This is a genomic window from Streptomyces sp. TRM64462, from assembly GCF_013362995.1.
Taxonomy (GTDB): Bacteria; Actinomycetota; Actinomycetes; order Streptomycetales; family Streptomycetaceae; genus Streptomyces.
Map to the genome: position 1 here is coordinate 30,481 of NZ_JABWDV010000419.1, position 26,955 is coordinate 57,435.

The window sequence follows — 26,955 nt, forward strand, 5'->3', positions numbered from 1 at the left end:
TGCGCCGTCCTGGGCGGTGGGAGTCAGCCGAACCAGTGGACCAGGCGCGCCGTGTTGTGCACGGCAAGGGCTCGTTCCTCAAGACCGAGCGCGTACTGTTTTGCCGTGTCGTCACTGCGGGTCAAGAGCAGGGACGACAGGCCGATGAGCCGGGCGCTGCCCAGGCAGGCGACGTCGAGGGCCAGGGCCAGCATCTCGGGGGAGATGTCGTGGGCCCTCAGTGTGCCGTCGACGTAGCGGGCCATGTGCGCGAGCCCGGTGGGAGTGCTGTGGGTGACCTGACTCAGCAGTGAGTACGCCACCGGTAGCCAGCCCGGCTCGGGGGAGGGCTCGCCCATGGCCAGGAGCAGCTCGTCGATCGGCGGCAAGGGCTTGCGCCCCTTCGCTATGGCTTGTGGCCCTTCGACCACGCTGTCAGGCAGATGGAGCAGCTGCTCCGCGGCTTTGAGGGACACCCCGTTGCTGGAGAACAGGGCGGGGGTCTTCTCCTTGCGGGCGCGGAACTCGTCGAAGTAGCGGGAGGAGCGCTGCACATGTGCCTCGTCGTCCTTCTGCTCCTGGGCCAGCCAACTGTCCCTGCGCCAGGCGGGCCTCACCCTGGCCCAAATCCCGCAGGGCGACAGCGACACCGCCTTCGAAGCCAGTCAGGACCTCGGGCGACGCTGTGAAACGTGAAGTCTGCAATGAGCGATGGTCGGGCGGCGTTGTCAGTGGTGCCTGAGACAGTGGTGGGGTGCACAGCCATGCAGAGCGAGCCTTCGATGATGCAGTGCGGACCGGTCGTGCGAACGCGGCCATTTTGGAGATGGCCCGCCGCCACTGTCTGAACATGACGTTCACCGAGTTCGGCGGCCAGGGTATGGCCGAGGCGGCCACCGGCCTGCCGATCAACACGCGGCAGGTGAGCTGCCTCGTGGCGCATGGCGGTGCCAGCGCGAACTTGGACTGGATCGCTGGGGAGTTCTACGAACAGCATTGCGTGGGCTGTTCCCACCGCCGTCCGACGGGCGACGTGCCGAACCTTGCCACGGTCATGGATGAGCGCAAGGAGGCCGCAGCCAGAGCCGAAGCGGTAGAACGAGCGGAAACGGCGAAGCGGCACCGCGCCTGGCAGCAGCGTGCGGAAGACCGTCGGGGCACGCAGGCGTCGTCGGATCCAGCAATGGCCAGTGCTCTGGACGACATCGCCCTCCTGGATCAGGAGCCGGGAACGGAACGGGACCGGGAGGCCTGCGATGGCGCGCTGCGGCGATTGACTGCACTGGCCGAGCGGGCGCCGGAGACCTTCAGCACCGCGGTGATCGCGTTGGCCCTGGACCTGGTGACCGACGTCCACGTCCCGGAGTTGCTGACGCCGCTGCGGCACGTGGCCCGCGTCCGCAGCGAGCACGCAGCGAATGTCCTGCGAGCCGCTTTGGCCACGCTGCGGCACAGTCCTGTTGTCGAGGCCGGCCGCTGCGTGACCGACCTGCTGCGTCCCCACGATGGGGACCAGGTGGACGAGCCAGTGGTCCGGTCCCTTGTGTACCTCGCTGAGCCTCAAAGCCGACGCTTCGGGGTCTACGAAGGCGGAACCGGAGACGCCAGTGCTCTTCGTGTGGCAGCCGGAGCGGCCCCTCAGGCCGTGGCCCGTGTGCTCACCAGCATGCTGCCAGCCCCGCGACCATCCGAGTCGCTAATGGTCCCGCCAGGTGTGCGGCCCGCTCCTCAATCAGAACGAGAGCTGGAGATGGATCGGCGTGCTGCCGCAGCCGCCGTACAGGCCCTGGCGTTCACCCACCCGGATGTGGCAATTGCACTCGTGCCGCAAATGCTCCTGAACCTGGGGGTGGACGGCGACCACCACAACGATCCCGCACCGATCGCCACGGTTCAAAGGTCCCTCGCCACCCTGCTCGTCCTGGAGGTGGGTGACGTGCCTGCCCAGCTCGAGCACACCGGCCGTACAGCCGGAGACTTCGTGCGCGAGCGTCTGTTCGGTGTGCTGGAGCAGGCCGGCCGCCTCATCGACCCTGGGTACAGATTTCGCACCGCGGGTGATCCTCAGCTCGATGCGAGCCAGCAGAGAAGAGTCTTCGAGTATCTGCTTTCCAGGTGCCTGACCCGCGTCGGGGGTGACTGGGGCGGCCACGTGCGCTTCCCGGCCGCGACTTTGATCGAGCAGCTGGCCCAGACCCATCCGGCCTGGACGCAGCCGCAGCTGGCTGCCCTCCTGGGTGCGGCCCTGACAGCCATCGACACACTGGAGTCGGCGAATACCACCCCCACCCCGCTCCTGGCCGCCCCAGAACCGGCCCCGCCGGAGCTGCAGTTCCTGGAGCGAATGGCCTACCGGCAGTTGTTGGCGTCCAGCATCGGCAGGCTCCTGGACGCTTTGGAGCACATCGCCACCATCGATGCAACGGCAGTATGCGGCGCGGTCATCGACACCATCACCGACGAACGCGACAGCCAGCGCAAACACGTTATCGTGCCGCGCTTGCTGCCGCTCCTGGGGACGCTCGGACGACGCCACGGCGACCACCCCGGCCTGCTGCGGATGATCATCCCGCTCCTGCACACCTACATTGTCGACTCCGATGTAGCCTCGCGGTCGGCAGCGCTAACCGCCTGGGCGGACATCGGCCGCGCGCATCAGCTGCCCTCGAGCATCTCCGACCTCCTGCCAGCGCTGCTCACCGACCCTTACCTAGGCGTCATCGACGGTGTCCTCGACACCGCCCTGCGTCTGGACTGGAGCACCGAGGACAGCGCCTCTCTGCTGGCCTACGCCCTGTCGGTCTGCGAACACGTAGACATCGCCCGGTTTCCGGACACCGTCAAGAAGGCCATGGCGGCTGCCTCCAATCTCTCCCGAGGCAATGAAGCCCTCAGGATCCACACGGAGCAGGAAATCCTCCGACGCGCCGCCGACCTCGACGGCTACGACCTACGCGACGCCCTGAACGGTGACTGGCTGCCGCAGACCGCCACCACCCCGGCCATGGCCCAGCTGCGGCTGCGCCAAGTGCGCGACCCGCGCGTCAACGACCGGCTTAACGCCCACGACAACCTGGAACTGTGCGCGCTGCTTAACTGCGGCTCGGGCCTGGCCAGCCTGACGGTGGAGGATCTTCAGGCGGCCGCTCTTGAACTCGGGCCACACCAGGTGGTCGGTGCGGCCGAATACGCCGAAGTCGCCTGGCGGGCAGCCCGCCCCGGAGATGCCGCCACCATCATGAACAGTGTCCTCAAGGCAACCCCGGACGAGCCTGCATTTACCCTCCACCGAGCCCTGCTCACCCTGATCGCCGCCGCGGCCGCCTTTGATGCAGCCGCGGTGGCCGGAGAAGATATGCGTGCGACCGCCCTTGCGCTGACGCATGCTGCTCAAGCCGTCGGAGCAGACAACGATGTGAGCGCCTTGGCGGACCAAGTCCGCACTCGTGTCACAGTCCGAAGCCTTCTCATGGGCCACGAGCTGGTACCGGCTGCCGGGGCAGGCCAGGGCCATTCCGACAGCGATCCGGCCGTCGCGCTCCGCGCCCGCGCAGCCCACTTGCAGAGCACCGCCGCCACGCTAAGAGAGCAGTGTCAGCAGGCAACGGCGACCGCCGCCTACGGCCGGTGCTTCGCCGCCCTGTGCGAGGTGGCCGCCTTCCTGATCCGACTTGACGCAGCGGAACTGAACGCTGACACCATCGAGATGAACGCCCTGGCCACTGCAGCGCGCCGCCGCGCAGCAGTGACCGCAACCGAACTGGAGAAGCGATTCCACGACACTGACCCGCTGGCCGGACCGCTGATAGCCGCTCTGCGGCACGTCCAAGCCGTCGCAGACGCCAGCGGCGTGGCTGACCTCCTGGCGGAGTGGGCCGTCCTGCCCCTGCCACTTGTCATCGCGTGCGGCCCACGCCGCACGCCACTCACTTCCCACACCGTCTTGGGCAACGAGGCGGACACCCAGCTGGTCGAGGACCAGCCGGCCGTTGCGGTCGTACTGGCCAGCGTGGACGGACGCCTTGTCACCGGCCCGCAGGTCCTGCGTCACTCGACCGTCTACGAACTCCGCCTGGACGTACGCACCGGCCCCTGGCCCGAGTGGGCCGAGACCCTCGAAGCCGAACTCCTCAGCCACTTCACCCCCAACGAAGCGGAAACGCCCACCTACCTCTGGACACGCCCGCCGAGCGCGGACGGCCCCGACACACTGAGCGCCACCGGCACACTCATCCTCCGCTTCGCTCTGCCCGCAGGCAGTCCCGCCCCGCCGTTCTCGGTCAAGCTGCGCTGGCGCGGAACCCGGGACGGCAAACCCGTTACCGAGAGCCTCGACACCGCCGGACACCGCGAAATCCGATTCCGGCCCTTCGACGCCTCACGCGACTTCCTGACCAACTTCCCCGTCTTCGACGAGCGGCTGCTCGCCCTCTACGAAAATCTGCACCGGGCCGGTTACGACGAGGACCAGCTCCAAGCCTTCTGCCGCCTCTTCACCGCCATCTGCCGCACCGGCCTCACCATGACGTGGAACAAGCAATACAAGCGCGGAAGCCACGTAACAGAGCGCAAATTTCATGACGACCTGTACAAGGAACTCCAGGCAGAGCCGGAACTCGGCGGGCGCTTGCAGCGAGGCACCCCACTCGCCCTGGGCTACCTGGATGTCCGGCACGATGGCGTCACCGCCGAGCTCAAAGTCGAGCGCAACACCCCGGTCACCCGAGACAGAGCCCCCAAGTACATGGGGCAGCCAACGCAGTACGCAGCCGCCGACGGCGCACGCCTCTCGATTCTCTGCATCCTGGACATGAGCCGTAAGGCCTCACCTGTCGGTGTTCCGGAGAACTACCTCTTCACCCTCCAGCCAGCGCTTCACGGACTGACCAACCCCGAGGCGCCTTCACTCGTCGCAGTCATCGTCGTCAACGGCAACCTTCCGAGCCCCAGTTCCTGGTCACGTCGCAAGAGCCCCACACTGCCGCCCTCATCGCCCTGAAGCGCCCTGCCGCCGACCGCACAGAACCAAGGCAGACGAGGCGCTTCGCTGCCCAGGTTGCCACGCTGAGCAGCACATACGCGGTCGAAGTCATCGCTCCACACTGCTACCTGAGGGTGCCCGAATGAGAATCAACCTGATCGCTGCGCCAGCCGGAGCACTCGATGCGATCGGCATGCGGCTGCAGGCATCCTGCAGCCGCCTTCGGTCCGGCTCGGCCCAGCTCGTCAGAACAGCGACTGCTGGGCGGCGGGCGCCGAGCGGGGCCGGGGAAGTGGACGGGAAGGATCCACGGGAGGCAGCGGGTTGCCGTGCCTGCCGTCGGTCAGCGTGTGACGGCACGCATCCCGCAGGGCTGGCAGCTCATGCCGCGCGCCGAGCAGGCCCAAAAACTCCTCGACGCTCCAGTCGATGAGCGCACCCTGGCGGGAGAGGTAGAGCGCGACGGTGGAGATGGAATGCGTGTCGCTGTAGTCGAGCAGCAGGTATCCGGCCAGCTGGTAGATCTCTGCGCGGCTGATGCGTTCCGGGCGGATGGTGGCCTTGCAGTCGATGAGTGCGCCATCGAGGATGAAGTCGGCGTCCGCACCACCGACCTGCAGGCTGCCGTCGAAGACGGGGCCGCAGACCCGGGCGCTGGCAGGCAGGAGCCGCATGTTCTCGAACGGGCCGGGGTCTGCGGCGAGTTGCATCTGCTGGCGGATGTCACCGACGACGTAGTGCGGCACAGCATCGACCAGGTCGTCCAGGGTGGCATCGGCAGCACAGAGACCGAGCGTGTTCCCGCGCAGCCAGCCGCAGTGACGGAAGATCGCCTCGAAGCTGGAGGCGACATGGCACAGCCGGATGAGCCGGTCCTCGTCCGCTGATGCAAGGCACAGAGGTTGCCCTGCATCGTTGTGGTAGCCGGCCAGTTCTTCCAGCATGGTGTCGCCGGCCTTCTGGACGGCGCGGATCACCTCTTGGCTGGGCCAGCCGTCGTCGTCGATGACGGCCCGGACGATGCCCTCCTTGATGGGGGCGCCGGTCGGCGCTCCCAGGGAGATCCGCAGGCGGTGATCAATGGTGTGGCCGAGCATCCGGTACTCGGGCTTCAGCCCGGCTTCCACTTGCGGCCGCAGCGGGGCAGGGAAACGGGCTAAGCGTGTGCGGTAATCGTCGAGGACGGCCTTCGTGTCGGGGAGGTGTTCCGCCAGAAAGCGAGAGATGGGAGAGCGGGGGTCCTTGAGATGGGAGGTGAGACTCATGGGGGCATCTTGGAGGACGGCGCTGACAAGGCCTATGCGCCGAAACCTTCCTGCAGAGTCCGTCTGAAGGGTCATCAAGCCATGCCCTCTTTCCGTCGTCGACAAGCCGAGTCTGCCTGACCAGCAATAACTGGACGGACTGAGCGTTCAACGGCATGCCAAAGCGCAGGGATTGAGTCAATTCCACGGGGGTCAGGGTGAGTTGGGGCGGGGAATCCGGCAATTGACTGTCAGACCCGAACGCTAGTGTTCCTGTTGTCCTGCGTCGACGCACTTGCTAGGTATGGCGTGCGCATGCCGAAGTCAGCTACCCGCGAGTCGTTACTCGCAGGTAGCTGAGGGCGGAGTTGAGACCTCGCTTACTCCTTCGTGGCTAAAAGTGGATCCTGCGCCGTGAGGGGTGGCCTGCGTATTCGCTTATTCGGCGTCGACAGCGAGATTTGCGCTGGCTGAACGCATGCGTCGCCTCTCGGCCCGCGCTGGCTGTTCGATCGCCAATCGATGCCTTACCCCGTCCGGTTCGGCACCTGGCAAACCGGCCGCCGACGGCGGTTTCTGGAGCCGCGAAATGCCCCAAATGTGTCGCACCTCGATGTCGACCTGAACTCGTTCCGTCGCACACCCGCTCTCCTAGGGTGCCGTGCATCGGAGCCCACGGCTCCCAGCCGGCCAACTCACCAAAACCACCGTGACGTTGGAGGCCCAGCAGCGTGCAGGGCGCAGCGATTTGGCGCCCTCTCCGACCGAGAGGGCGCCCCTTCAAAGCCTGCAGCGCACCACCCCATGATCACGTGAGCCCTCGGAGAAGACTCGTATGGGATTCGGACGATTAGGCGCCCAGGGCGTGCCCGGGGCTGTAGCCCTCAGCACCACTCTTGATGAGATCGCGCAGGTCACCGACCCCTACATGACGCCGTCAGAACGGCTGAGACGTAACCTGCTCTACCTCACCCGCTCCCGCACCGGTTACACCTACATGCAGGACTGCGGCATCCGCATGGACCGGCGGATGATCACTGCCTGGCTCGCCGAGGAACGCCACCCACGGCCCGAGCAGCAGCAGCGCCTGGAAAACGCCTTCCGCCTGCTGCGCCGCCGCAACATGGCACCCAGCATGACCCGCCGGCTCAACGCCGGGGGTGGGACCCGCGTGGAGATCTACCCCGTCGACCAGAGCGACGTCGACGACAAGCACCGGCGCACCGCCCGCTGGCGGCACAAGAACATCTACCGCTGGGACCCCATCGTTAAGGCCTGGTCGCGCAGCGACCTGCACGCGCTGACGTATCGGTGGCGCGACGTGATCACCGACTTCGATTCCGACTGGCGCATGTATGAGCACGTCACCCACCTCGGCTTCTGGGCCTGACCCCGTCGCCCACCACGGCACGGGACCCCGAACCGTTGATCGACCTGCACCGAAGGAACGCCTCCATGGAGTGCCCGGACCTCGAGGTCCTCACCGACGATGACCTGGCCCGACGGCAGCGAGCACGCCACGAACTCATGGGCCCGGCCGTACGTGCCCTGCTGGAGTTGTCGCAGCGCGGGGAGCTGACCACCGCCCACGTCGAACTGTCCGCCCACACTCTCGGCGTCCACGTCCGGACCGTGTGGCGCAACCTGGCCCGCGCCCGGCTCGGTGAACCCCTGCGACGCGGCCGGGGCCGCTTCGAGATCACCGACGACATCCGCACGCTGCTCGCCTACCACCGAGGCAACGTCAAGGCCGTCCACAGAGAACTCGTCCAGGACGCCGAGAAGGCCGGCGCCACCCCGGTGAGCCTGTCCACACTGCACCGCGCCGTCAAACGCGACCTGACACCCGGTGACCGGGCCGGCTTCAAGAGCGGCATCCCTGCCTCCCGCGGCCACGACCCGCACCTGCGCCGCCCGCCCACCGCCCGCAACGAGGAATGGGAAGGCGACCACAAGCAGGCCCCCGTCTGGGTCTGGGCCGACGGACGGCTGGTCAAACCATGGGTGACCTGGTTCTGCGACTGCCACACCGGCATGATCATGGGCTGGGCCGTCACCCCGCACTTCCCGCACCGCGGGTCCATCCTGGCCGCCCTCAGATCCTGCATCCTCCATGGCGACGGCTACGGCCCGGCAGGCGGCCTGCCCACCCGGATCCGCATCGACCGCGGCAAGGACTTCCTCTCCTGCGCCGTCCAGGACGCACTCGGCGCCTTCGCCGTCCAGGTCGACGTCCTGCCCCCATACACCCCCCACCTCAAAGGCAGCATCGAAAACCTCAACCGCGCTGCCACCAGCATGTTCTTCTCCACCCTGCCCCGCTACACCCACGCCCAGAAACTCGATTCGCGCCGCCGCTCGGGGGAGAAGGACCCAGCCCTGACCTTCGAAGGCTTCGTCGAGCTCCTCGCGCAGTGGGTTAAGACCCGCAACGCCGAACACCCGATGGCCGGCTACGGCGACCTCACCCCGTTGCAATGGTGGAACAGCGACCCCAGCCCGCTGCGCGAGGTCAGCGCCGAAGACCTGCACGCCTTCCTCCTGGAAGGCGACCGCTCCACCCGCGTCATCAACGGCCACGGCATCCGCTTCAGGGGACGCGACTACATGGCCGGCTGGATGACCGGCCGCTCCGGCACCCGCGTCCACGTCCGCTTCCAGCCCCACCACCTCGACCAGATCGAAATCTTCGATGCCGACAACCGCCGACACCTGGGCACCGCCTACCTGGCCGACCAGGCCAGCGACGAGCAGATCGAGCAGGTCTATCAGGCCCGCACCGAGCGTGTCCGCCGCGTGCGCCGCGACCTGCGCCGCGCCGAGACGCTGCGCCGCCGGCGCTTCAAAGCCCACACCAGCGCCGGACCGGCCCAGGCGGACACCGCGATGACCCGCAAAGAGGCCGCCGAGGAACTGCGCACCTGGCGTTCCAGCCGGGCCGACGACGACCTGCCCACCGACTACATGCCCCGCCGGATCACCCCACCCGGCCGCTGGGCCGTCCCCGGCCCATCCGCCCCCTCCGAGGAAGACACGTGACCACCGCGCTCACCGCCCCCGACCCGCCACCCGGCCGCTCCACCCGCATCATCCGCGGCCAGGAGGTGCGCTGGCGAGGCCGCCCCTACACGGCCGCCTGGATGACCGGCTACGCCCAGCGCACCGTCCGCATCCACCCTCGCGACCCGGACAGCGTCGACGTCTACGACGCCGCCACCGGCCAGCCCCTGGGCACCGCCCACGCCCGGCTGCCCCACCTTGCACCCGACCAGGCCCACACCGCCCGGACGAGCTCGAAGGACACCGACGTGACCGACACCGACACCACCCAGACGACGCCCCGCCCCGACCAGGACGAGGTCGTCGGCGAACCCGACTTCTACCTCAACCTCGCCGACGCCCGCATCGTCGCCACCGAAGCCCTCCTCGAGGCCAGCGAGAACATCGCCGACACCATCGAAGCCCGGGCCATGTCCTGCATCTACGGCGACGCCGGCCTCGGCAAAACTTTCTCCGTCCTGGCCGCCCTGAAAGAAATCTCCGCCGAACGCGTCCTGCTCCTGCAGTTCCGCTCCCGCCCCACCCCCCGCGACATCCGCCAGGAACTGTTTACCGAACTGCGCCTCGAAGGCGAACCGCCGTCCCATCCCAGCGAGTTCGACCGGCTGCTGAAGCGGACCCTGGCCCGCAAGCCCTACGTCCTGGTCTGCGACGAAGCCCAGCAGTTCAGCCGCGAATGCTTCGAGTTCGTCCGTCACCTGTGGGACACCGGCAAGGGCAAGAACCGTCCCGCCGTCCTCTTCGTCGGCGGCGAAGAAGCCTACAAAACCCTCTACAGCGAACCCGCCCTCGCCTCCCGCATCTACATCTGGCAGGAATTCGCCCCCATGGAAGCCGACGAAGTCCAGCGCAACATCCCCCTGTTCCATCCCGTCTGGGCCAGCGCCTCACCCGAACTCATCGACTACGTCTACGAAGAAGGCGCCGGTGGCACCTTCCGCGTCTGGTCCAAGATCACCTACCACGTCCTGGAAGGCATGAAGCGCCGCGGCCTGGAACAGGTCGACGAATCCATCGCCCGCTGGGCCATCCGCCGCGCCCTGCCCCACCGACGCCGCTCCCGCCGCCCCCAGCAGGACGCCGGATGACCCCCACCGAGCACGCGCCCCACTACCTCAGCCTGCCCGACGCCCGCACCGTCACTACCCAGGCCGTGCGGGCCGCAGGCCACGCCCTCGACAACGCACTGCGCGAGCAGACCATGATGTGCCTGACCGCGGACCCCGGCGTCGGCAAGACCTTCACCCTGCACACCCTGTGCCAGCAGCGCCCCACCCTGTCCGCACTACGGCTGCTCCCGCGCCCCCAAGCACGCCCCGACGACCTGCGCCACAGCCTGCACCATGCCCTCGACCTGCCCGGCGACCCACCCCAGGACGCCGGCATCTGCGACGACTACCTACGCCACGCACTGGAACAGCCGCCCCGACTCCTCGCCGTCGACGAAGCCCACCAGCTCTCCGCCTCCTGCATCGAATACCTGCGCTATCTCCACGACGACCCCGTCCCACAGGTCACCATCCTGCTGCTCGCCAGCAGGCCCCGTCTCAAAGCCCTGCGCTCACAGCCCGCCCTGCTCAGCAGGGTCACTACCTGGCACCACATGGAACCCCTCGCCGCGGACGAAGTCTTCACCGTGCTGCCCCGCTTCCACCCGCTGTGGCAGAACACCCACCACAACACCCTCGCCCGCCTGGACGACATGTGGGCCCACGGCAACCTCCGCCGCTGGGCCGCCCTGACCCACCAGCTCCAGGCGCACCTGCGCCGCCGCCCCGACCAGTCGCCCGACCCGACCGCCCTCCTGCGCCGCCTGCACCCGACTCTGGCCCCCTCCGCATGACCTCAACGCCCACGTCCGCCGCAACGGCCGCCACCGTCACCAGGTGGACCCCCAGTTGGTCGCCGGACCACACCGACTCCAGCCTGCCGCCCATCACCGTGATCAACGACCCCCACGACCTGCCCGACTACACCATCACCGCACTCGCCTCCCACCACCCCGCGACCGGACGCGTCGCCGTCCACCCCACACCCCTGGCCACCGCACCCGCCTACCTCGCCCACGACCTCATCAGAGCCCTGGGCAAACACCTTCCACCCCCGCACCGTGAAGCGCCCTGGTGGACCCTCAACGCCGAATCCTCCTGGCGCGTGACGCTCGCATGGACCCAGGCCCTCCACATCGACCACTACGTCATCTGCCGTGCCCACCGCATCACCGAACGCCACCTCGAGTACCTCATGGCCCTGCGCGAACGCACCCGCACCCGCTTGACCCTTGTCATCAGTGGCCCACCACCGGCCGCACTGGCCACCGTCCTCAGCGCCGTCCGCCACCATGAGATCGACTCCCTCGAAGCCGCCCGCCAGCACCTCAACACCGGCGCGCAGTCACGCTCACACGCCTCCAACTACCCTGGCTGGCACCACGCCGCCCCCTTCCCCGCCCCAGACGACGAACCCTGGTACGCGCTGCCCCCACGCTCCCGGCGCCCCGGCAGGAGACCCGCCACCACCACCCCCACCTCCCGCGGCACTGTCAACCTGCTGCCCGGCCGCGCCACGGTGCCGCCCCCCGTCGTGCTACCGGCGCTCACCGACCTTGCTGCCCCCAGCCCTCACCACGAGGCCGTGGCTCAGCGCATCCACACCCGCATCGCCCACCCCGTCCACGCTGCAGCCGTCGCCGTCCGCGCACTGACCGGCTACGGCATCGACCAGCTGGCCCACCTCACACGCCCCACACCGCAACGCCCACAGGCCGACCTTCCCGCCGATCTCCCCAGATGGGCCGAACTCCTTCTCGAAGCCGCCCACGTCCACAGCGAGCTCGAGAACTACACCCGCCCAGGACTGCCCGCCCATCTCACGGACGCCAACAAGCCCTTCCGGCTCACGTGCGGGGAAGAAGAAGAGATCGCCCACGCCACGGAGACCTGCCGCCTCCTCGCCGCAAACCCCGCCCCCGAACGTCCCAGCACACGCAGAAAAAACCCATGACGAGCAGCTACCGAGCCATCGAGGTGCTCCTGGCCGAGCAAACCCCGCTGCCCCCACCCGCCGAACGCAGCCGCCTGCGCAACAGCCTCGGCCTCACACCGACCCGACTCGCCCGGGCCATCGGCGTTGACACCACCACACTCCACGCATGGGAAGAAGGTCTCACCGAACCAGAAGCTCCCCTGCGTGCCGCCTACGCCTACTTCCTCGCCCGGGCCCACACCCTCGGCACCTACTACGCCCAAGCCATCGCAGAGCCCCACCCCACCGCACCTGCTGAAGCAACCGACACCGCGCAAGGAACCCTGGCCCTCCTGAGCCCGTGCCACCCCCCCTGCAGCCCGGGTGAACCCCAACGCCGGCAAGAGCCTGCAGCCCAGCCCTTCCTGAACCCGCGCAGTCCCGCGCCCCGCTGAAACGAGCCCCCGGCCAGGAGGCACCACGGACCTTTCGCGTACTCACTGGAGAAAACGGGGCGTTGTCAGTGCCGGCCGCTAGAGTTCCCGCTTGTCCGGCGCGGACTGCTTTGTGAAGATCAGGAGCTGCCCATGAAGCGTGAGCGGGCGACCGCAACCCTCCACGAGATGCTCGACCGTCTTGAGCAGAACATCTGGCCACTGGACCTCATCACCGAAGTACACCTCTTCGGCTCCTACATCCGCGGCGCCCTGGAAGTTGGCGACATCGACGTCGTGATCCAGCACACCACCGACGAGCGCTGGACCCAGCACTCTCTCAGCGCGCTCTTCAGCGGCCGCGACGGCTACGCACCGATGCGACAGGCTCTGCGCGGCAACCGCCGCGGCGTCAGCTTCCAGTTCCAGGAACGCCAAGCCCTGGAGAAGGAAGGGATCGAACTGCTCCTGCTGTGGCGGCAGGGCGAGCCGATCACTATCGCCCGGCAGCGGCTGGCCGCGATCACCCCCGATGCGGCCGCCGGCCGTGCGCCGCGCGATCATGTCCTGCCGACCTACGAGGCGATCGCCGACCAGCTCCCGCGTCCGGTCCGTATCGACCTGCACCGCTGGAGCACCGAAGGCACGGCCACCGTCGCCGCGTTTGCTCTGAGCGACGCCCAGCCCCGCTCTGCCGCAGCGCTGGAGCACATGGACGACCGGTGGACCTCGAACAGCCCTCTGCGCCGCGCAGCCGCCGCAGCGCTGGCTCACCTGGAGAACACCGGCCTCGAACTGGGCCGCGCCGAGGTGCACGGCCGGTACATGACGCCGGGCGCGAGCGATCACATGATCGACTGCTTCGTCGACCTGGGCTGGCGCTACTGGAGCAAGGCGCAGTGCTATCTGGACGACGGTCAGGCGTGGTTCGAGGTCCTGCCCGCAACTGCCCGGCAGCCTCTTCACGCCCTGCACATCACACCCGTTCCTCGCGCCTGAAAACTCGGCATCCCGAGCGCTGACGGGCCCGGTGAGTTCAGGGATGCCGCTGCGTGCCGGTCCCGCCGAACAGATCATCGATCGAGAACGCGAAGGAACCGGCGCTTGCGGCTGAGCTTCGGTGTCCCTGCGCCTCAGTGGCCAGCCGGGTGATGAGCGCCTCCCAGCATGACGGGCAGCCACACCTGCCGCCGTCACGGTGCTCGGCGCCACTGCGGCCCACCGCTGCCTGAACCTGGCCGGCCAAAGCCTCGAACGCAGCCTTCCACCGGTCAGCCGACGCCTGGTGGGCCACAGCCTGGCCGGCAGCCGAGCGCGCCGCTTCCTCGGCTCGGCGCCTAGCCTGGATCATCGGCCAGTCCGGCCCGCCGCCATATCCGTACGACATGCTTGTTCCTCTCGTGTCGAACCGCTGTCTCCAACCGCACACCGGCACGAAAGGACACGAGGGTGGCGTCAGTTCAGGTCGCGTGTCTGCCAGCCCGGCGGGAGCTTGGGCAGGCCGATCAGAGCGTCGATGCCGAGATGCTCCAGCAGCAGGGCTTTGAGATGCCGGCCGTCGATGAGTTCGACGCGGTTACGGGGAGCGAAGTCCCAGCTCGCCTTGCCGAACCACGCGGTGGTGACCACGATGCCCTTCGAAGCGTTCTTGTCGTTCACGATGCCCGCGACCGACCGCACCGTCTCGGCGGAGACCACGTTCTTCGAGCGTTTGGCCTGGATGATGCACAGCCCGCCGATGAGGGGTTCCTCATTGACCGCGACAGCGTCGATGCCGTCGTCTCTAGACGCCTGGGTCACCCACGACTTGAGCCCGATCTTCTCGAACAGGCGCCGGATGAGATGCTCGAAATCGATCGGGTCCATCGCGACGAGGTCGGGCCGGCTGTCGAGGCCGGCGACGACGTCGCGCTCCGGGGCGATCTTGTACCGGGTCAGGTCGAACGTGACAACGGGCGGAACCGGTTCAAGGTCGTAAGGGTGCTGGGAGACGATCGCGTTGAGATGGTGAAGGCTCTGCACCGGGGCGAGTTCCGGCTCGTCCAGCACGAGTTCACCGAATGTCTCCCGGCTGACCCGCACACTGATCAGACACGGCTCGATCGACTTGCCGGTGGCACGGTCCTTGGCGTGCACCTTCCCGTTGAACGCAACTCCGTCCACGAGCGACGGCGGCGTCACAGCGAAGGCCTCGTCGATCGCCCGCAGCGCGAGTCTGGCCACCAAATCCCTGTACAACGCCTTGCACTCACTCTCCTTGCGTGGCTGCGGGACCACAGCCGGGGGAGCAGAGGCTTTGAACCGATACTGCGTGACCGAGGGAACCACCGCCTGGACGGGGAGCTCGATCTCCAAAATCAGCTCCCGGGACTCAGGAGCGAACGCCGCCCGCCGAGCGCCACCAAGGCCTTCCGGATACCTGATGGAGCCCAGCGTCCTCTCCACTGCGACCGCGAACCCTTCGAAGTCTCCTTCACCGAGCGCCTGCTCCGCCTCCAGCCGCAGCCCGGGCAGCCCACCGGGGCGGTCAATCAGGACAGCAGTCAGCTCCTCGAGCCGTTCTTCGACCTGGGCCGTCCGCCCTGCAGCCTCCCGGCGTAAATTCTCAACGCCCTCCTGCTTCGCACGCCGCTCCGCCGCAGCCTTCTCGCGGGCCTCCGCGCGACGCTTCTGCTCGAGTTCCTTCGCCCGCGCAGCCTGACGCTTCTCAAGATCCCGCACGATCTGCTCGGCCTTACGCGACTCGGCAGTCCGCTGTGCCTGCTTCTCCTTCTGTGCGCGCATCCACGCCTGCGCCTGCTCGCGTTCTCGACGTGCTTCCTGCTTTACCCGCTCGGCGGCCTCGCGCTCCGCGGCCCGCGCCTGACGCGCCTGCTCCGCCTCAGCGCGCCTGGCCGCTGCGGCCTTGGCCTTCTGGCTGTCCCGGTACGCCTGCAACAACTGCGCCGCCAACGACTTTCTACGCGCCATTCGCCGCCCCCCGACCACAGGTGAAAGTAAAAGAGCTGCCCCGTTCGCGGGCAGGGCAATCTCCAGCGTCCGCCCATGGCCTGACTCGCTCGGAGGACGACGGCTTTTCACACGCACCGCTTGGACCGCCCGCGGCAGCGTGGCGGGGGGTGTTCAGGCGTCGTCGCTTATCCATAGCTTGCAACACCGGTGCCCGCCGGGCAACGCCAGCAACTCGGCGGCCAGATGCTGCCGCTCGAGCTGGCGCAGCGGCCGCCGGGACCGAGGGGACCGGCCGGCCCCTCGGTACTCCTGGCCTGCTTCGCTCAGCCAGCGTGGACGGGGGCGTGATCGAAGAACCGGTGCTCGTCGTTGATGTGGATCTCCCGCACACCAGGGTAGGGACGGGGGAGCGGGTCGTTGGTTGCGGCGATGGCCTGACAGGCGTAACCGTCGGCCGAGGGGTCATCGGCGATGGAGATCAGCGTGTCGATCAGACGCAGACTAGTGTCCTGGTCGAGACCTGTCGCGCCCAGGCCAGCCAGAGGCGAGTCGATGATCAGCAGCGGAGGGACCCGGGCCAGGGGATCCACGCGGCCGAGGTCACGCAGGGCCAGTAGCAGCGCGACGTTCGTGGCAGCCCTCGGGCTGCCTCCAACCGAGCTGTCGGCGAACGTCTTGTCGACATCGCCGTGCTCCTTGACCCGTGTGGTGAAGTCCAACGGATCGATGGAGGCGGCCTCGACAGCCGGGTTGATCTGACGCAGCCGCTCCAGGAAGAACTGCGACCAGCGACCGGTAACCTCCTTTCGGCGTACCTCCTGGGCGCTCTTCACGGCGTCGCGGGCGGCCTGCGCCTGCTCCATCGCTTCCTTCGCCGCCGCGACGGCCGTCTCCTGGGCGCTGATGTAGTCGGCGTCCTGAAGACGCCGCTTGAGCTGAGCCACGTCCCGGCTCAGACCATGGGCCTCCTTCTCCGCCGATTGAGCAAGCGTGCGGGCCGAAGCGACATGGTCCCGGTCGTAGTCATCACGCGCGGCAAGCGCATCTGCTGCGGCCGTTTCCGCCTCCTGCGCTGCCTGCGCCACGGTCGTCATATCCCCTTGCAGCGCCTTAACCTTCCGAGCCAGCCGCTCCGATCGCGCCCGCGCGGTGGCGATCTGCCGTTCACGCCGGTCCTGGCCGCCGGGGTGGACCAGGCCGCACTGCGGGCACAGGCCGGGCGCCCGCTCGGGCAACACCTGCCCGCAGTGGGAGCAGTCCTGCGCCGCCGGGTTGAGCAGCGCGGCGAGCTCGCCCTCCGTCCGGGCCTGATCCGCCATGACCCGGCTCAGCTTGCCCTGGACCACCTCTGCCTGCCGCGCAGCCTTCCTGCGCTGCTGGTCCGCCGCCTTGTGCAGGGCAACCAAGCGCCCGTGTTCCCCCACCGCCGCGGTCAGCGCACCGGCTGCCTTCTGCCAGCGACCGGCGGCAGCCTGGTGCTCATGCTGCTTTTGCTCACACTCGGCGCGCACACTGTCCGGATCGGCCAGAGCGCCGGTGTCACGGAGCTTCTTGAACTGCCTCAGCGCAGATTGGGCAGCCCGAAATCGGCTTTCAGTCTCGGACGCGTTCTTCTCCAGACCCGCGAGCTCCTCGTTCCACAGCCCGAGCACCACTTCCAGCGCAAGCACGCGCGATGCGTCCTTGCCCCCGCCGAGGAACTCCGAGGCGATGGTGTTCTGCCGCAACGCCATCACAGTGGTGTAGAACTCATCCAGCCCAGCACGTGACGTGCCGCGGACCGCGGCCGACAAGCCGAGCAGGTCCTGCACGAACGCGCCCGCCGTCATCTCCGTGGCTTTCGACGACGTGACCGCAAGCGAATGCTCGATCGCGCGGGGATCGTCGAGATTTTTCAATGACACCCGCGCCCGCGGATCCGATCCGCTGCGCGTTGCCTGCCAGCGCACCCCGGCGACGCGGAACACCAGGCGAAGATACTGACAGCTGCGCACCTCCGGCATGACCGTCGCCGTCGTCAGCCCCAGCGGATACAGCAGAGCCTCCACAGCGGTCGACTTCCCCGCTTTCGAATGCCCGACCAGGAAGGTCACCAGCCCCTTGAAGTAGCGGGCATACCAGACCCCGCCGCGCTGGAACTCAAACCGTTCGATCACCAACGACGGGCCCACCGGCGCTCCTTTGTCCACACGAATACGTCGGTAGAGGAAACGAACGCCTGCCGACTGGGTGACGCACGCACACTGCTGCTTTCCACCAGCGACCAGCCAGTGCCCGGCAGCCCGCCGCACTACGTCAGAGCAGACCCTGGACCGCCAGTAGGGCAAATCCCCAACGATGCAGCCGGTAGCGGGCGCCGCCCCGCAGGCCAGGGTGCAGTTGCTGCCAGCCCCCGGCCGGGCAGCCCCCAGCTGCTGTCACCCGCAGACCCCCGGCTCCGCGATCACGATGCGACGAAGCTGCCCGCACAGGCGTGACGTCCCCCTGCCTCAGAGCAGTCGACCCAGCACGACCCGCCATCTTTGACGCCCTTTCGGATCGATCGTTAAAGTGCATGCGCAATCAGATAACAGAGTTCGCATGTGATGGGGGCGGAGGATGGGCATCTTGCTAACAACCGGACAAGCAGCAGAGGAACTCGGCTTCGCCGTCACGACATTCCGGCGCCTCATCCATGCCGACCTGCTCCCCGGGCATTCCCAGCGTGGAGTCCGGGTCATGACCCCCCTCAGCGTCGTGCAAGCTCTCAGCGCGCGCCGCCACGCTCCCGTGCACCAGCTCGACGCCCCAGAGATCGCTGTCCTGCGCGTTGACGCCGCCCAGCCCGCGCACGACGACGACCGGGACTGGATCGGCTTCGCCGCCACGCTCAGCCCCGACCACCTCGTGAAGGCGCTGCGCGGCTGGTGGCGGTGCGACGCGGCGAGTGTCGCGGCCGGGGGAGTGCTGCCGGTCACCCTGTCGGGCTACGTCGTGGCCGTGCTGACCGGCCTTCAACGGTGGGAGAAGAACTTCGCCGGCAAACACGCCTTTCCCGAAGCCCGCCTCGCGGGCTACGTGACCGATCTTGCCGCTCCGACGACAGTGATCACCTCCGATCTCGACGGCGACCGCAGGCTTGCCGAGTTGCTGCTGGGCACGCGGCTTGCCTCCCACTCGGGCGGGGCCATTGCCTACGTCACCACGAACACCGCTACTACTGGCTGAAGCCGCTTCGGACAAGGAAGCCTCGATGGACGCACAGAGCTACAACGCAGCGCTGGCCGATCTACGCGGCGTGCGGGACCAGATCAAGAAGACGCGGGCCGCGCTCGCGAAGCTGGAAGCGGACCGGGACAAGCAGATCGTCCAGCTGGCCTCCTACGAGAAGGCGAAGGCGGAGCGGATCGCCCCGGCGGCCGGCCTGGGTGTGGCCGATGTCGTCGCCCTCGCCCCCAGCCTGGCCCCCGACAGTCTCGCCGTGCAGCAGGCCCCGCAGTCGCCGGCACCGAAGCCGTCCCCTGTGAAGGCTCCTTCCGCGGCCGTGGCGTCCCTGCCGACGCAGACACAGGCCGCTCCCGGTCCCACAACAACCCCCGCTTCCGCAGGCACTGCTGCCCCCGAGACGCACACCGTGTCCTCGGAGCCGCCCGCATCACCCTCGGAGGCGCGGCGGGAGCTGCCGTCGATCCCGGCCGGTTCCAGCGGTGACGCCTGGTTCACTCACACCACCGGTCTGGTCTCCACCAGGCCGAACTTCACCCAGCAGGCGCGCTCCACGGTCTTCCTGGACGCCACCACAGGGGTCCTGGTCCACCGCAGCCAGACCCACCATCTCGACCTCGCCGGCCGGTCGGCCGCCGACATCCTCACCGCCGTCTTCCACACCGTCCCCGAGGACGTGGAACGCATCTACATCACCGCAGGCGACCCCTGGCACCGGGATGCCGACCGCTACCCCTACCTCCGCGACGCGGTCGCCGCCTGGCTGAACGCCCCCATCGCCGGCTGGCGCACCGACACCGGCCGCGGCCGCGACCGCATGGCCGGACACTTCGTCCACGCCCGCAACCCCGTCGGCCGCTACCAGTCCGCAAGTGGCGACCACCACGTGGAGATCCGCTCCGTGGGGGAGTGGTTCGACACCGACGGCGACGACCCTCACACCGTTCGTGATGCTTTCGTGCTGCTGTGGCAGGCGCTGCGCCGCCACTGGGACGACGCGGTGATCATGGGCTCCCCCTCCCAGACCGGCCGCGACCTGTGGACGCGCACCATCCCCACCCGCGGCCAGCACGCCGACGGCTTCCCCGTCCTGTCGGAAGAACTGCGCGGCCTGCTCCACGCCACAGCTGGACAGGGCCGCAACGAGCTGCTCACCCCGCCCCGCGTTCCCGAGCAGCTGCCACAACTCGTCGAGTACGACCGCACCTTCGCCTACGCCAAGCACACGTGGAAATCCCCCGTCGGCACGCCCCGCCGCATCACCGCCACCACCTTCGCCGCCTGGAGCGAGAAGGAACAGATGCGGGCCCTGTACGGGTGCGGGCACTGGCAGGTCCGCGTCACCGTCCCCGACACCTGGAACCATGTCGGCCTCCTGTCGGCACCGGCCCCCGGAGACCGCGCATGGCACTATCCGGCCACGCCCGGGACCACCTTCACCACCTGGGCCGGCGGCCCCGAGATCCACACCGCCCTGACCAACCCGATCCAGCCGTGGAAGGTCGAGATCCTCGATGGCATCCTGTGGGAGGACGGCAAACCGCTGGACGACTGGGCCAAGAAGCTGAAAGAGACCTGGACCAATCTCTCCGCCCAGGCTCACTTCCAGGGCGATCCCCAGCAGGCCCGCGCCGCCCACCTGGCCTCCCGCGCCGTGCGTTCCATCCTCCTGTACGGCATCGGCTCCTTCGCCCAGCGCCCTCGCATGGTCACCGGCACCACCCCCCGCACCCTGGAGCGCGACGTGCCCCCGGACGCCGAAATCATCGGCTTCGACGACGAACTGATCACCTGGCAAAAGCCCACCGGATTCGCCCGCGACCCCAACGCCCACCCCGAATGGGCCGCCGCCATCTGGTCCGCAGCACGCGCCGCCCTGCTCACCCAGCGTCACCGTGACGACGACACGTACGCCGGTGCCCTGCACACCCTGCCCGGTACGGTCGTCGCCTTCCGCACCGACGCCCTCTACCTCACTCAGCCCCACGATTGGCCGTATCACCATCAGCCCGGCGACTATCTCCTGCGTGGCCGCCTCACCGGCCCCGTCACCGCCCCCACAAGCGAAGAAGAACTCCTTACGCTGCGGGAGGCCGGACGCGCGGCCCTCACTGCTGAGCGGGAGGCCTGATGCCGCGCCGCCCCCGCCGCCAGCCTCAACCCCAGCCCGAGTTGAACGAAGCAGCACATCTCGCCGACCGGCTCCGAGCGGTCGGCTACACCAAACGCGACATCGCCCGCATCATCGACCGCGACCCCTCCCTGGTCTCGCAGTTCTACACCAAGAACAAGGGAGCGGCCTTCGTCCCCGCCCTCCGGCAGGTCCTGGCCGCCGTCGAGACCGGCGGCATCACCGACCTGTCCGAACTCGCCGCCATCGCCGCCCGCCTCACCCAGCGGCGTACCACCGCCTCCGGCGCCCGGGCTCGGGTGCGCACCAAGGCCGTCCTGATCACCCCCACCGGCTCCGGCACCGGCCGCGTCGGCGCCCAGGCCATCGCCTCCGGCTCCGCCCGCCTGCGCCCCTTGATCGCCGAAGCCGCCCGCCGGGGCCTGCGCCTGGCCTTCACCGTGCGCCTCGCCAAGACCGGCTACCTGCACCCTTCTGGCAGCCGTACCGACTCACCCGGCATCCGCCGCGACGTCATCCAGCGCACTGACCACAGTGAGGAACGCTCCTACGGCTCCGCCCAGGCCGGCGGCTTCGACGCCGCCGACTTCGCCCGCCGCGTGGACGCCGCGGGCGGCGACGTCACCGCGGCTGTGCACCAGTGGCTGGTGGAGACCGGCCGCATCCGTCCCGACGCTCAGATCATCCACCTCGAAATCCGCACCTGGCGCCCCCGCTGACAGGCGTCGGACAGCGCCCTCAGTCTTGCTGGCTGGCAGCCTCGTCGAACTGTGCCTCGGCCTCCGGCCCACCCGCCGGCTCCGGTGCGGGGGCGGTGTAGAAGACGGACCTGCCCTGCTTGCTGCGCTCGGCCTGGCTCTTGGCCACGAGTCCCTCGAGCGTGACCCGCACGACCTTGGTCGTGATCTGGCGCTCCGGATGGGCCTGGCCCAGGGCTGTGGAGATCTCCGCGGCGGAGCGCGGTTCCTTCGACTCGGCGAGGTGGCGGCGGATGAGCTCGACCAGGGTGGGCTGGGCCGCCGTCGTGGCACCCTCCGCCTTGGCCGCGGACTTCTTGGCGGCTGCCTTTTGCGGCGCGGCGGCGGACTTGGCCGCCCTCTGCTTCCCGCTGCGCGCGGCACTGGCCTTCTTCCTGGGTGAGGGCACCGTGGCACTCTCGGAAGTGGCCGCAGGCTCGGCCGGGGCTTCGGTGATGCCAAGGGCCTGTCGCATGTTCACCAGCACGGTGTGGTCGTGCTGCAGGGCAGCCAACTGCTGTTGCAGGGAGGCGATGTCCGCCGTGATGCGTTCCTGCTCCTTGACGTTGCGTTCGAGGTCACCGGTCACCTGAGCGGCGTACTGCGATGTCAGTTCAGTGGCGGGAGTGGTTGTCTCGGGCATGGGTACTGACCTTTCCTCGGTGAACCAGCGTGCTGCGGGGCTGCACCAGATGAAGTGACACCCCTTCTCGGGCGGGTGTTGGCGCTCAGCAGGGACGCCACACGTGCCGCACGATGCCTTGGCGTACAGATGGTACGGACGAACAGCGCCAGTTGTTCCGCCACGCTATGTTGGCGTGCGTGCCTGCGGCTGGGGCAGTTGCCAGGACACCGCGTCGGTCTCCCGGTTGTGATGCCATGCCCTCAGGGTGCGCGTGGTCACCAGCCGGTCGAGCAGTTCTCCGGTCTGCTGCGGGGAGTGCCCGCACAGGCGGGTGAGGATGTCCATGTCGGTGCTGTGTTCGGGCCGGGCACCGGTGTGCGCGGCCAGCACGAGAGCGGTCAGCCGCAGTGCGGGCGCCGTGGCCGGCAGGACCAACGGCACCGGCCGCAGCGCCCAGTCGGCAGCACGGCAGCGGGTACGGCGGCCGGGCGCCTGGTCCAGCACTGTGGCATCGAGCAGCCGCACCTGCCACGGCAGCGTACGCACGTCCGGCAGCTCCAGCCAGCCGGCGTGGGCCAGCTCCAGCCATACTTCGCGGTTCTGGCGCAGGCGCATGCCCCGCAACAGGCCCGCCGGCAGCCGGACATGGGCGCGGGTGTCGGCACGCAGCGCGCACTGCAGGGCCAGCAGCCGGGCGGCGGGGGAGGTGAAGCGGGGCAGCGCGGTGCCGAGGTACGTCAGCATTTCCCGCACCCGCTCCCGCTCCTGGACCCCGGCGTGGGACCGGCGCGCGGGCGGGGGCGGGCCAGGGGAGGCCTGCTGCCGCAGGGAGCCGGAAAGGGTGTCCGGTACCACGGCCGTGTTGCTGGTCGCCGCGGCACAGGCCGCGCAGGTGTCGGCCAGCCGCCAGGCGCGGCCGCTGCGGTCGCGGGTGAGGGCCAGCAGCACCGGTCCCGCGCAGCCGCGATGACGCGGATGCCACCGGCAGCCCCGGGCCCGGCACTGGCAACTGCGCAGATAGGTGGGCAGCGCGTCGGCGCGGGCATGGCAGGCCAGATGAGCCAGGACGGCAGAACGTGCGGAGGCCCCCGTGAGCGCAGACGTGTGAGCGGCGCAGGCGGGGCAGACGAGAGCGGGGCCGCCCGCTCGCGGACGCAGTTCGACTGTCCAGATGCGCCGCACTGCTGCGTGCGCGCCAGCGAGCCTCATGGGCTGGTCGTCCTCCCGTCCGTCCGTGCCTGAGGTGGTGGGTGCCCCGGCGCATCACAGGGCCGGGAAGACGCACGGTAGTGCAGAGTTCTGCACCTTGAATGCCGCACTCACCACCCAGACAAATAGTGCAGAGGTCTGCACTGACAGGGCAGGGGTCTGCACCGTCGGATGGTGGAGTGACGATCTTGCCGCCCGATCCCGACCTCAACGCGCTGCGCATGACGCTGGTGCGCCTGCGGGGCGAGCGCGGCTGGACCTACGACGAACTCGCCGACCGCAGCGGCCTGGCCCGGCGCACCCTCATCGACCTGGAACACGGCCGCACCAGCGGCAGCGTCACCACCTGGCACACCCTCGCCCACACCTTCGACGTGCCCATCGAGCACCTCCTGGGCACCCTCTGCGACGACCACACCCCACCCGGCATGCACGGCCCCTGACGCCCCGGCGCGCCCGCCTCGGGTCCTACCGCGAATCACCCGAACGGAGAGCAAGCGTCGAACGTGAGGACGCTCGCAAGATCGTCTGTTCGGTGCCGCTAGGCTGGTCGAGGGACATGAGCCCCGCGGTGTTGCCTATCCTCGCGTGTCGCCTGGCACGGTCCGGGCCATGTGCCCCACGCCCGCCCCCGACGGCCGCCACTGGGACGGCAGCCCTCGCGCTCTCCGCCGCCCCCGAACGCTCCGAGTGACCACCACCAGCCCCAGCCGCCTGCTGCGCGCCGGACAAACCGGCCGCTGCCGCCACTGCGGGAGCCGCATCGACCTCTACCCGCGTCCCGACCAACGGCCCATCGCCCTGCACCCCGCCGAATTGACCGTCACTGACGTCCCCAAATCCTGCCGCTGGCACCTCAGCGGCGGCATCGCCTACCCGCACGGCGACAACAGCGCCTGGTGCCGCATCCCGCATGCCGTGCTCTGCCCCCACCGCACCCCGACCTGCCAGGCCGGCACCCGCCTCGAGGCGATCCGCCGTCAACTCGCCGTCCGCGCCCGCCGTCTGATCGACACCGGGGCTCTCACCCCCGCCCCACCAGTCAGCCCGCAGCCCGACGCCCCCCAACCCGGCGGACCCGACCGCCCCGTCGTCCAACTGCTGCTGTGCCGCTACCTCGCCCAGCACCGGCTCGAGGAGCTGCGCTGCGTCGCCCAGACCCGCCACCGGCACCGCTGCCCCCACCCCGTCCTCGCCTCCGCCGGCCCAACTGGGATGTGGAAACTGCTGCCCACCACCGCCCGGCCCGGCCAACTCGCCCTGCCCGATGCCCTGATGGCCGTCTACGACCTGGGCCACCTCGCTTATGGCGAACAGCTGCGCTGGCGCACCCAGCGCTGCCCGGCACACGCCACCGCACCCGGCGCCGCCGACCTCGCCCTGGCCTGCTGGGAACCCTTCGACCCCCTCCTGCACGCGGCACACATCCACACCCGCCTGCCCCATTCCTCGCCCCGCCCGCACCGAAGGGGATGACCGGTGCCGCACCACGCCCTGGAAATCACGCTGACCCGCCCCCTGCCCCCGCCCGTCCTGCAGCGCGCCGCCCGCCGGCTGCGCCGCCGCCTCGGCACCCGGCTGCCCATCGACGTGATCACCACCCACTACCCGGACGCCGACCACAGCGTGCTGCTCAACATCGCCTTCCCGCCCACCGTGCACGCCGCCCTGACCGCCGGCGCCCGCCGCGCCCAGCAGACCCCCGAGCGCTTCCTGGAACTGGCCGTGCACCGGGCCCTGGCCGAGCACGCCGACCGGGAGACCGAGCGCCTCGACCACGCGGTACGCCACCTGCTGGCCCACACCACCCCCGCCTACCTGCTGGCCGCCGTCGGGCACGCACTCACCCGACTCCCCGAGAGGCCCACCCTGTGAACCCCACCGACGAACAGACCGCAGCAGCCGACGCCTTCCACGCTGGCCACCACCTCGCCCTGCAGGCCGGCGCCGGCACCGGCAAGACCACCACCCTCGCCATCCTCGCCCGCGCCACCACCCGCCGAGGCCGCTACCTGGCCTACAACCGGGCCATCGCCCAGGACGCACGCACCCGCTTCCCCGACACCGTCCAGTGCAAGACCGCCCACGCCCTCGCCTACGCCGCCGTCGGCCACCGCTACACCCGCCGCCTGAACGCACCCCGCCGCCCGGCCTGGCAGACCGGACAAGCCCTCGGCCTGACCAAAGCCGTCCGCATCGGCGACCGCGAGATCTCCCAACGCGCCCTGTCCAACGCCGCCCTGCGTACCGTCGCGCGCTTCTGCCACACCGCGGACGAGGCCATCACCCGCCACCATGTCCCTCGCCTGCGCGGTCTGGACGGCTGCGACCTGCATGCCCAACTCGCCGCCCACATCCTGCCGTTCGCCCGCAAAGCCTGGGTCGACCTGCAGCATCCCGACGACGGCGCCGTCCGCTTCGACCACGACCACTACCTCAAGATCTGGGCCCTGACCCGGCCGCGCATTCAGGTCGACATCCTGCTGCTGGACGAGGCCCAGGACACCAACCCTGTCGTCGAACAGACCTTCCTCAACCAGCGCGAGCACGCCCAGCTCGTCATGGTCGGCGACTCTGCCCAGGCCATCTACCACTGGCGCGGCGCCAAAGACGTCATGACCGGCTTCGACGGCACCCAGCTGACCCTATCCCAGTCCTTCCGCTTCGGACCCGACCTCGCCGCGGAAGCAAACCGCTGGCTGCACCTGGCCGACGCCCCGATCCGCCTCACCGGCACCCCCGCCGTACCCACGGAACTCGGCCCCGTCACCCAGCCGGACGCCGTGCTGTGCCGCACCAACGTCGGCGCCATGGCCCAGGTCATGACCCTCATGGCGGCCGGCTACCGGGTCGCCCTGGCCGGGGGAGGAGACAGCCTGCAGGCCCTGGCCCTCGCGGCCCGCGACCTGAAGGAAGGCCGCCGCACCCACCACCCCGAGCTCATCCTCTTCCCCTCATGGGGCGATCTGCAGGACTACGCCGCCCACGACCCGGCCGGCCGCGACCTGCAGCCCCTGGTCAACCTCGTCGACACCCACGGCACCGACGCCATCCTCACCGCCGTCGCCCGCCTCGCCCCCGAGCCGCACGCCCAGGTCACCGTCTCCACCGCCCACAAGGCGAAGGGACGCGAATGGCCCCGCGTGCTCATCGCGGACGACTTCGCCCGTCCTGAGAACAGCACTCCTGACGAGCAGACAAGCACCGCGGCGCCACCCGACCCCATCGACGACGCCGAAGCCCGCCTGGCCTACGTGGCTGTCACCCGTACCCGCAAACGCCTCGACCTGGGCGGCCTCTCCTGGATCGACGCCCACTCACAGCACCTCGGTCCGAGCGGAACAACTCCCTCGGGCACCGTACAAAAGGAACACGAGCAGACGGAACCCGGACCACTGCCGGTGCGCCACACGCATGGTTGACAGGGCGTCATCG

At 69.2% G+C, this 26,955-nt stretch carries 22 protein-coding genes; 15 read left to right on the forward strand and 7 right to left on the reverse strand.

Annotated elements, in window-relative coordinates:
• Positions 1 to 23 precede the first annotated feature (23 nt).
• On the reverse strand, positions 24 to 596 hold the full coding sequence (locus HTZ82_RS26020) for a hypothetical protein (RefSeq protein ID WP_175411395.1): 573 nt from the start codon (positions 594 to 596) through the stop codon (positions 24 to 26).
• 137 nt (positions 597 to 733) lie between these two features.
• Between HTZ82_RS26020 and HTZ82_RS26025 the strand changes: the two genes are divergently transcribed.
• On the forward strand, positions 734 to 4,978 hold the full coding sequence (locus tag HTZ82_RS26025; protein ID WP_175411396.1) for a hypothetical protein: 4,245 nt from the start codon (positions 734 to 736) through the stop codon (positions 4,976 to 4,978).
• A 227-nt stretch (positions 4,979 to 5,205) separates the two neighbouring features.
• Here HTZ82_RS26025 and HTZ82_RS26030 read toward each other — a convergent pair whose 3' ends face one another.
• Complete coding sequence (locus tag HTZ82_RS26030; RefSeq protein ID WP_175411397.1) at positions 5,206 to 6,225, reverse strand: hypothetical protein; 1,020 nt, start codon at positions 6,223 to 6,225, stop codon at positions 5,206 to 5,208.
• A gap of 907 nt (positions 6,226 to 7,132) precedes the next feature.
• Between HTZ82_RS26030 and HTZ82_RS26035 the strand changes: the two genes are divergently transcribed.
• From HTZ82_RS26035 to HTZ82_RS26065, 7 genes are all read left to right on the forward strand, one after another.
• Positions 7,133 to 7,594: a transcriptional regulator gene (locus HTZ82_RS26035; protein WP_217624484.1), complete on the forward strand. Its 462-nt coding sequence runs from the start codon at positions 7,133 to 7,135 to the stop codon at positions 7,592 to 7,594.
• Between the two features lie 65 nt (positions 7,595 to 7,659).
• On the forward strand, positions 7,660 to 9,243 hold the full coding sequence (locus tag HTZ82_RS26040) for a transposase family protein (RefSeq protein ID WP_254712053.1): 1,584 nt from the start codon (positions 7,660 to 7,662) through the stop codon (positions 9,241 to 9,243).
• Positions 9,240 to 10,352 (forward strand): AAA family ATPase, encoded by a 1,113-nt coding sequence (locus tag HTZ82_RS26045; RefSeq protein ID WP_309235644.1) that lies wholly within the window; start codon positions 9,240 to 9,242, stop codon positions 10,350 to 10,352. Before HTZ82_RS26040 ends, HTZ82_RS26045 begins: the two co-directional genes overlap by 4 nt.
• On the forward strand, positions 10,349 to 11,107 hold the full coding sequence (locus tag HTZ82_RS26050; RefSeq protein ID WP_050487125.1) for an ATP-binding protein: 759 nt from the start codon (positions 10,349 to 10,351) through the stop codon (positions 11,105 to 11,107). Before HTZ82_RS26045 ends, HTZ82_RS26050 begins: the two co-directional genes overlap by 4 nt.
• Positions 11,104 to 12,267, forward strand: coding sequence for a hypothetical protein (locus HTZ82_RS26055; RefSeq protein ID WP_050487126.1), 1,164 nt, complete (start codon positions 11,104 to 11,106; stop codon positions 12,265 to 12,267). Before HTZ82_RS26050 ends, HTZ82_RS26055 begins: the two co-directional genes overlap by 4 nt.
• Positions 12,264 to 12,683, forward strand: a complete 420-nt coding sequence (locus HTZ82_RS26060; protein WP_175411399.1) for a DNA-binding transcriptional regulator — start codon at positions 12,264 to 12,266, stop codon at positions 12,681 to 12,683. The genes HTZ82_RS26055 and HTZ82_RS26060 overlap by 4 nt, the downstream gene beginning before the upstream one ends.
• A 132-nt stretch (positions 12,684 to 12,815) precedes the next feature.
• Positions 12,816 to 13,661, forward strand: a complete 846-nt coding sequence (locus HTZ82_RS26065; protein WP_070201530.1) for a hypothetical protein — start codon at positions 12,816 to 12,818, stop codon at positions 13,659 to 13,661.
• 37 nt (positions 13,662 to 13,698) lie between these two features.
• Here the strand turns inward: HTZ82_RS26065 and HTZ82_RS26070 are convergent, their stop codons facing one another.
• The 3 genes from HTZ82_RS26070 to HTZ82_RS26080 form a co-directional block, all read right to left on the reverse strand.
• Entirely contained in the window at positions 13,699 to 14,049 is a 351-nt protein-coding gene (locus HTZ82_RS26070; protein WP_032769644.1) for a hypothetical protein, read from the reverse strand.
• A gap of 68 nt (positions 14,050 to 14,117) precedes the next feature.
• Positions 14,118 to 15,632, reverse strand: coding sequence for a restriction endonuclease (locus HTZ82_RS26075; protein ID WP_079167320.1), 1,515 nt, complete (start codon positions 15,630 to 15,632; stop codon positions 14,118 to 14,120).
• A gap of 305 nt (positions 15,633 to 15,937) precedes the next feature.
• Positions 15,938 to 17,785: a hypothetical protein gene (locus HTZ82_RS26080; RefSeq protein ID WP_175411400.1), complete on the reverse strand. Its 1,848-nt coding sequence runs from the start codon at positions 17,783 to 17,785 to the stop codon at positions 15,938 to 15,940.
• 547 nt (positions 17,786 to 18,332) lie between these two features.
• Here HTZ82_RS26080 and HTZ82_RS26085 point away from each other — a divergent pair.
• Genes HTZ82_RS26085 through HTZ82_RS26095 form a run of 3 tightly spaced genes read left to right on the forward strand, consistent with a single transcriptional unit; the run spans position 18,333 to position 21,668 of the window.
• Positions 18,333 to 18,821, forward strand: coding sequence for a DNA-binding protein (locus HTZ82_RS26085; protein ID WP_239749108.1), 489 nt, complete (start codon positions 18,333 to 18,335; stop codon positions 18,819 to 18,821).
• 25 nt (positions 18,822 to 18,846) lie between these two features.
• Positions 18,847 to 20,949, forward strand: a complete 2,103-nt coding sequence (locus HTZ82_RS26090; protein ID WP_175411401.1) for a hypothetical protein — start codon at positions 18,847 to 18,849, stop codon at positions 20,947 to 20,949.
• Positions 20,949 to 21,668, forward strand: coding sequence for a helix-turn-helix domain containing protein (locus HTZ82_RS26095; protein WP_070201534.1), 720 nt, complete (start codon positions 20,949 to 20,951; stop codon positions 21,666 to 21,668). The genes HTZ82_RS26090 and HTZ82_RS26095 overlap by 1 nt, the downstream gene beginning before the upstream one ends.
• A gap of 19 nt (positions 21,669 to 21,687) precedes the next feature.
• Here the strand turns inward: HTZ82_RS26095 and HTZ82_RS26100 are convergent, their stop codons facing one another.
• Positions 21,688 to 22,329 carry a hypothetical protein gene (locus HTZ82_RS26100; protein ID WP_032769649.1) on the reverse strand — a complete coding sequence of 214 codons (642 nt, stop codon included), beginning with the start codon at positions 22,327 to 22,329 and terminating at the stop codon, positions 21,688 to 21,690.
• Positions 22,330 to 22,494: 165 nt separating this feature from the next.
• Entirely contained in the window at positions 22,495 to 23,259 is a 765-nt protein-coding gene (locus HTZ82_RS26105; protein WP_244210099.1) for a hypothetical protein, read from the reverse strand.
• A 440-nt stretch (positions 23,260 to 23,699) separates the two neighbouring features.
• On the opposite strand from HTZ82_RS26105, the gene HTZ82_RS32510 reads away from it, so the two are divergent.
• From HTZ82_RS32510 to HTZ82_RS26125, 4 genes are all read left to right on the forward strand, one after another.
• Complete coding sequence (locus HTZ82_RS32510; protein WP_032769652.1) at positions 23,700 to 23,963, forward strand: helix-turn-helix transcriptional regulator; 264 nt, start codon at positions 23,700 to 23,702, stop codon at positions 23,961 to 23,963.
• 247 nt (positions 23,964 to 24,210) lie between these two features.
• Positions 24,211 to 24,996 carry a DUF6083 domain-containing protein gene (locus HTZ82_RS26115; protein ID WP_309235645.1) on the forward strand — a complete coding sequence of 262 codons (786 nt, stop codon included), beginning with the start codon at positions 24,211 to 24,213 and terminating at the stop codon, positions 24,994 to 24,996.
• 3 nt (positions 24,997 to 24,999) lie between these two features.
• The gene (locus HTZ82_RS26120) at positions 25,000 to 25,395 is read left to right on the forward strand and encodes a hypothetical protein (protein ID WP_175411403.1); all 396 of its coding nucleotides are present in this window, start codon (positions 25,000 to 25,002) and stop codon (positions 25,393 to 25,395) included.
• Complete coding sequence (locus tag HTZ82_RS26125) at positions 25,392 to 26,942, forward strand: UvrD-helicase domain-containing protein (protein ID WP_309235647.1); 1,551 nt, start codon at positions 25,392 to 25,394, stop codon at positions 26,940 to 26,942. The genes HTZ82_RS26120 and HTZ82_RS26125 overlap by 4 nt, the downstream gene beginning before the upstream one ends.
• Positions 26,943 to 26,955 lie beyond the last annotated feature (13 nt).

Bases quoted from the DNA above. Each gene is read 5' to 3' on its own strand.
- HTZ82_RS26095 (WP_070201534.1), top strand. From the start codon at position 20,949: ATGCCGCGCCGCCCCCGCCGCCAGCCTCAACCCCAGCCCGAGTTGAAC.
- HTZ82_RS26065 (WP_070201530.1), top strand. From the start codon at position 12,816: ATGAAGCGTGAGCGGGCGACCGCAACCCTCCACGAGATGCTCGACCGT.
- HTZ82_RS26030 (WP_175411397.1), bottom strand. From the start codon at position 6,225: ATGAGTCTCACCTCCCATCTCAAGGACCCCCGCTCTCCCATCTCTCGC.
- HTZ82_RS26050 (WP_050487125.1), top strand. From the start codon at position 10,349: ATGACCCCCACCGAGCACGCGCCCCACTACCTCAGCCTGCCCGACGCC.
- HTZ82_RS26040 (WP_254712053.1), top strand. From the start codon at position 7,660: ATGGAGTGCCCGGACCTCGAGGTCCTCACCGACGATGACCTGGCCCGA.
- HTZ82_RS26075 (WP_079167320.1), bottom strand. From the start codon at position 15,632: ATGGCGCGTAGAAAGTCGTTGGCGGCGCAGTTGTTGCAGGCGTACCGG.
- HTZ82_RS26070 (WP_032769644.1), bottom strand. From the start codon at position 14,049: ATGTCGTACGGATATGGCGGCGGGCCGGACTGGCCGATGATCCAGGCT.
- HTZ82_RS26055 (WP_050487126.1), top strand. From the start codon at position 11,104: ATGACCTCAACGCCCACGTCCGCCGCAACGGCCGCCACCGTCACCAGG.
- HTZ82_RS26085 (WP_239749108.1), top strand. From the start codon at position 18,333: ATGACCCCCCTCAGCGTCGTGCAAGCTCTCAGCGCGCGCCGCCACGCT.
- HTZ82_RS26035 (WP_217624484.1), top strand. From the start codon at position 7,133: ATGACGCCGTCAGAACGGCTGAGACGTAACCTGCTCTACCTCACCCGC.
- HTZ82_RS26060 (WP_175411399.1), top strand. From the start codon at position 12,264: ATGACGAGCAGCTACCGAGCCATCGAGGTGCTCCTGGCCGAGCAAACC.
- HTZ82_RS26090 (WP_175411401.1), top strand. From the start codon at position 18,847: ATGGACGCACAGAGCTACAACGCAGCGCTGGCCGATCTACGCGGCGTG.
- HTZ82_RS26100 (WP_032769649.1), bottom strand. From the start codon at position 22,329: ATGCCCGAGACAACCACTCCCGCCACTGAACTGACATCGCAGTACGCC.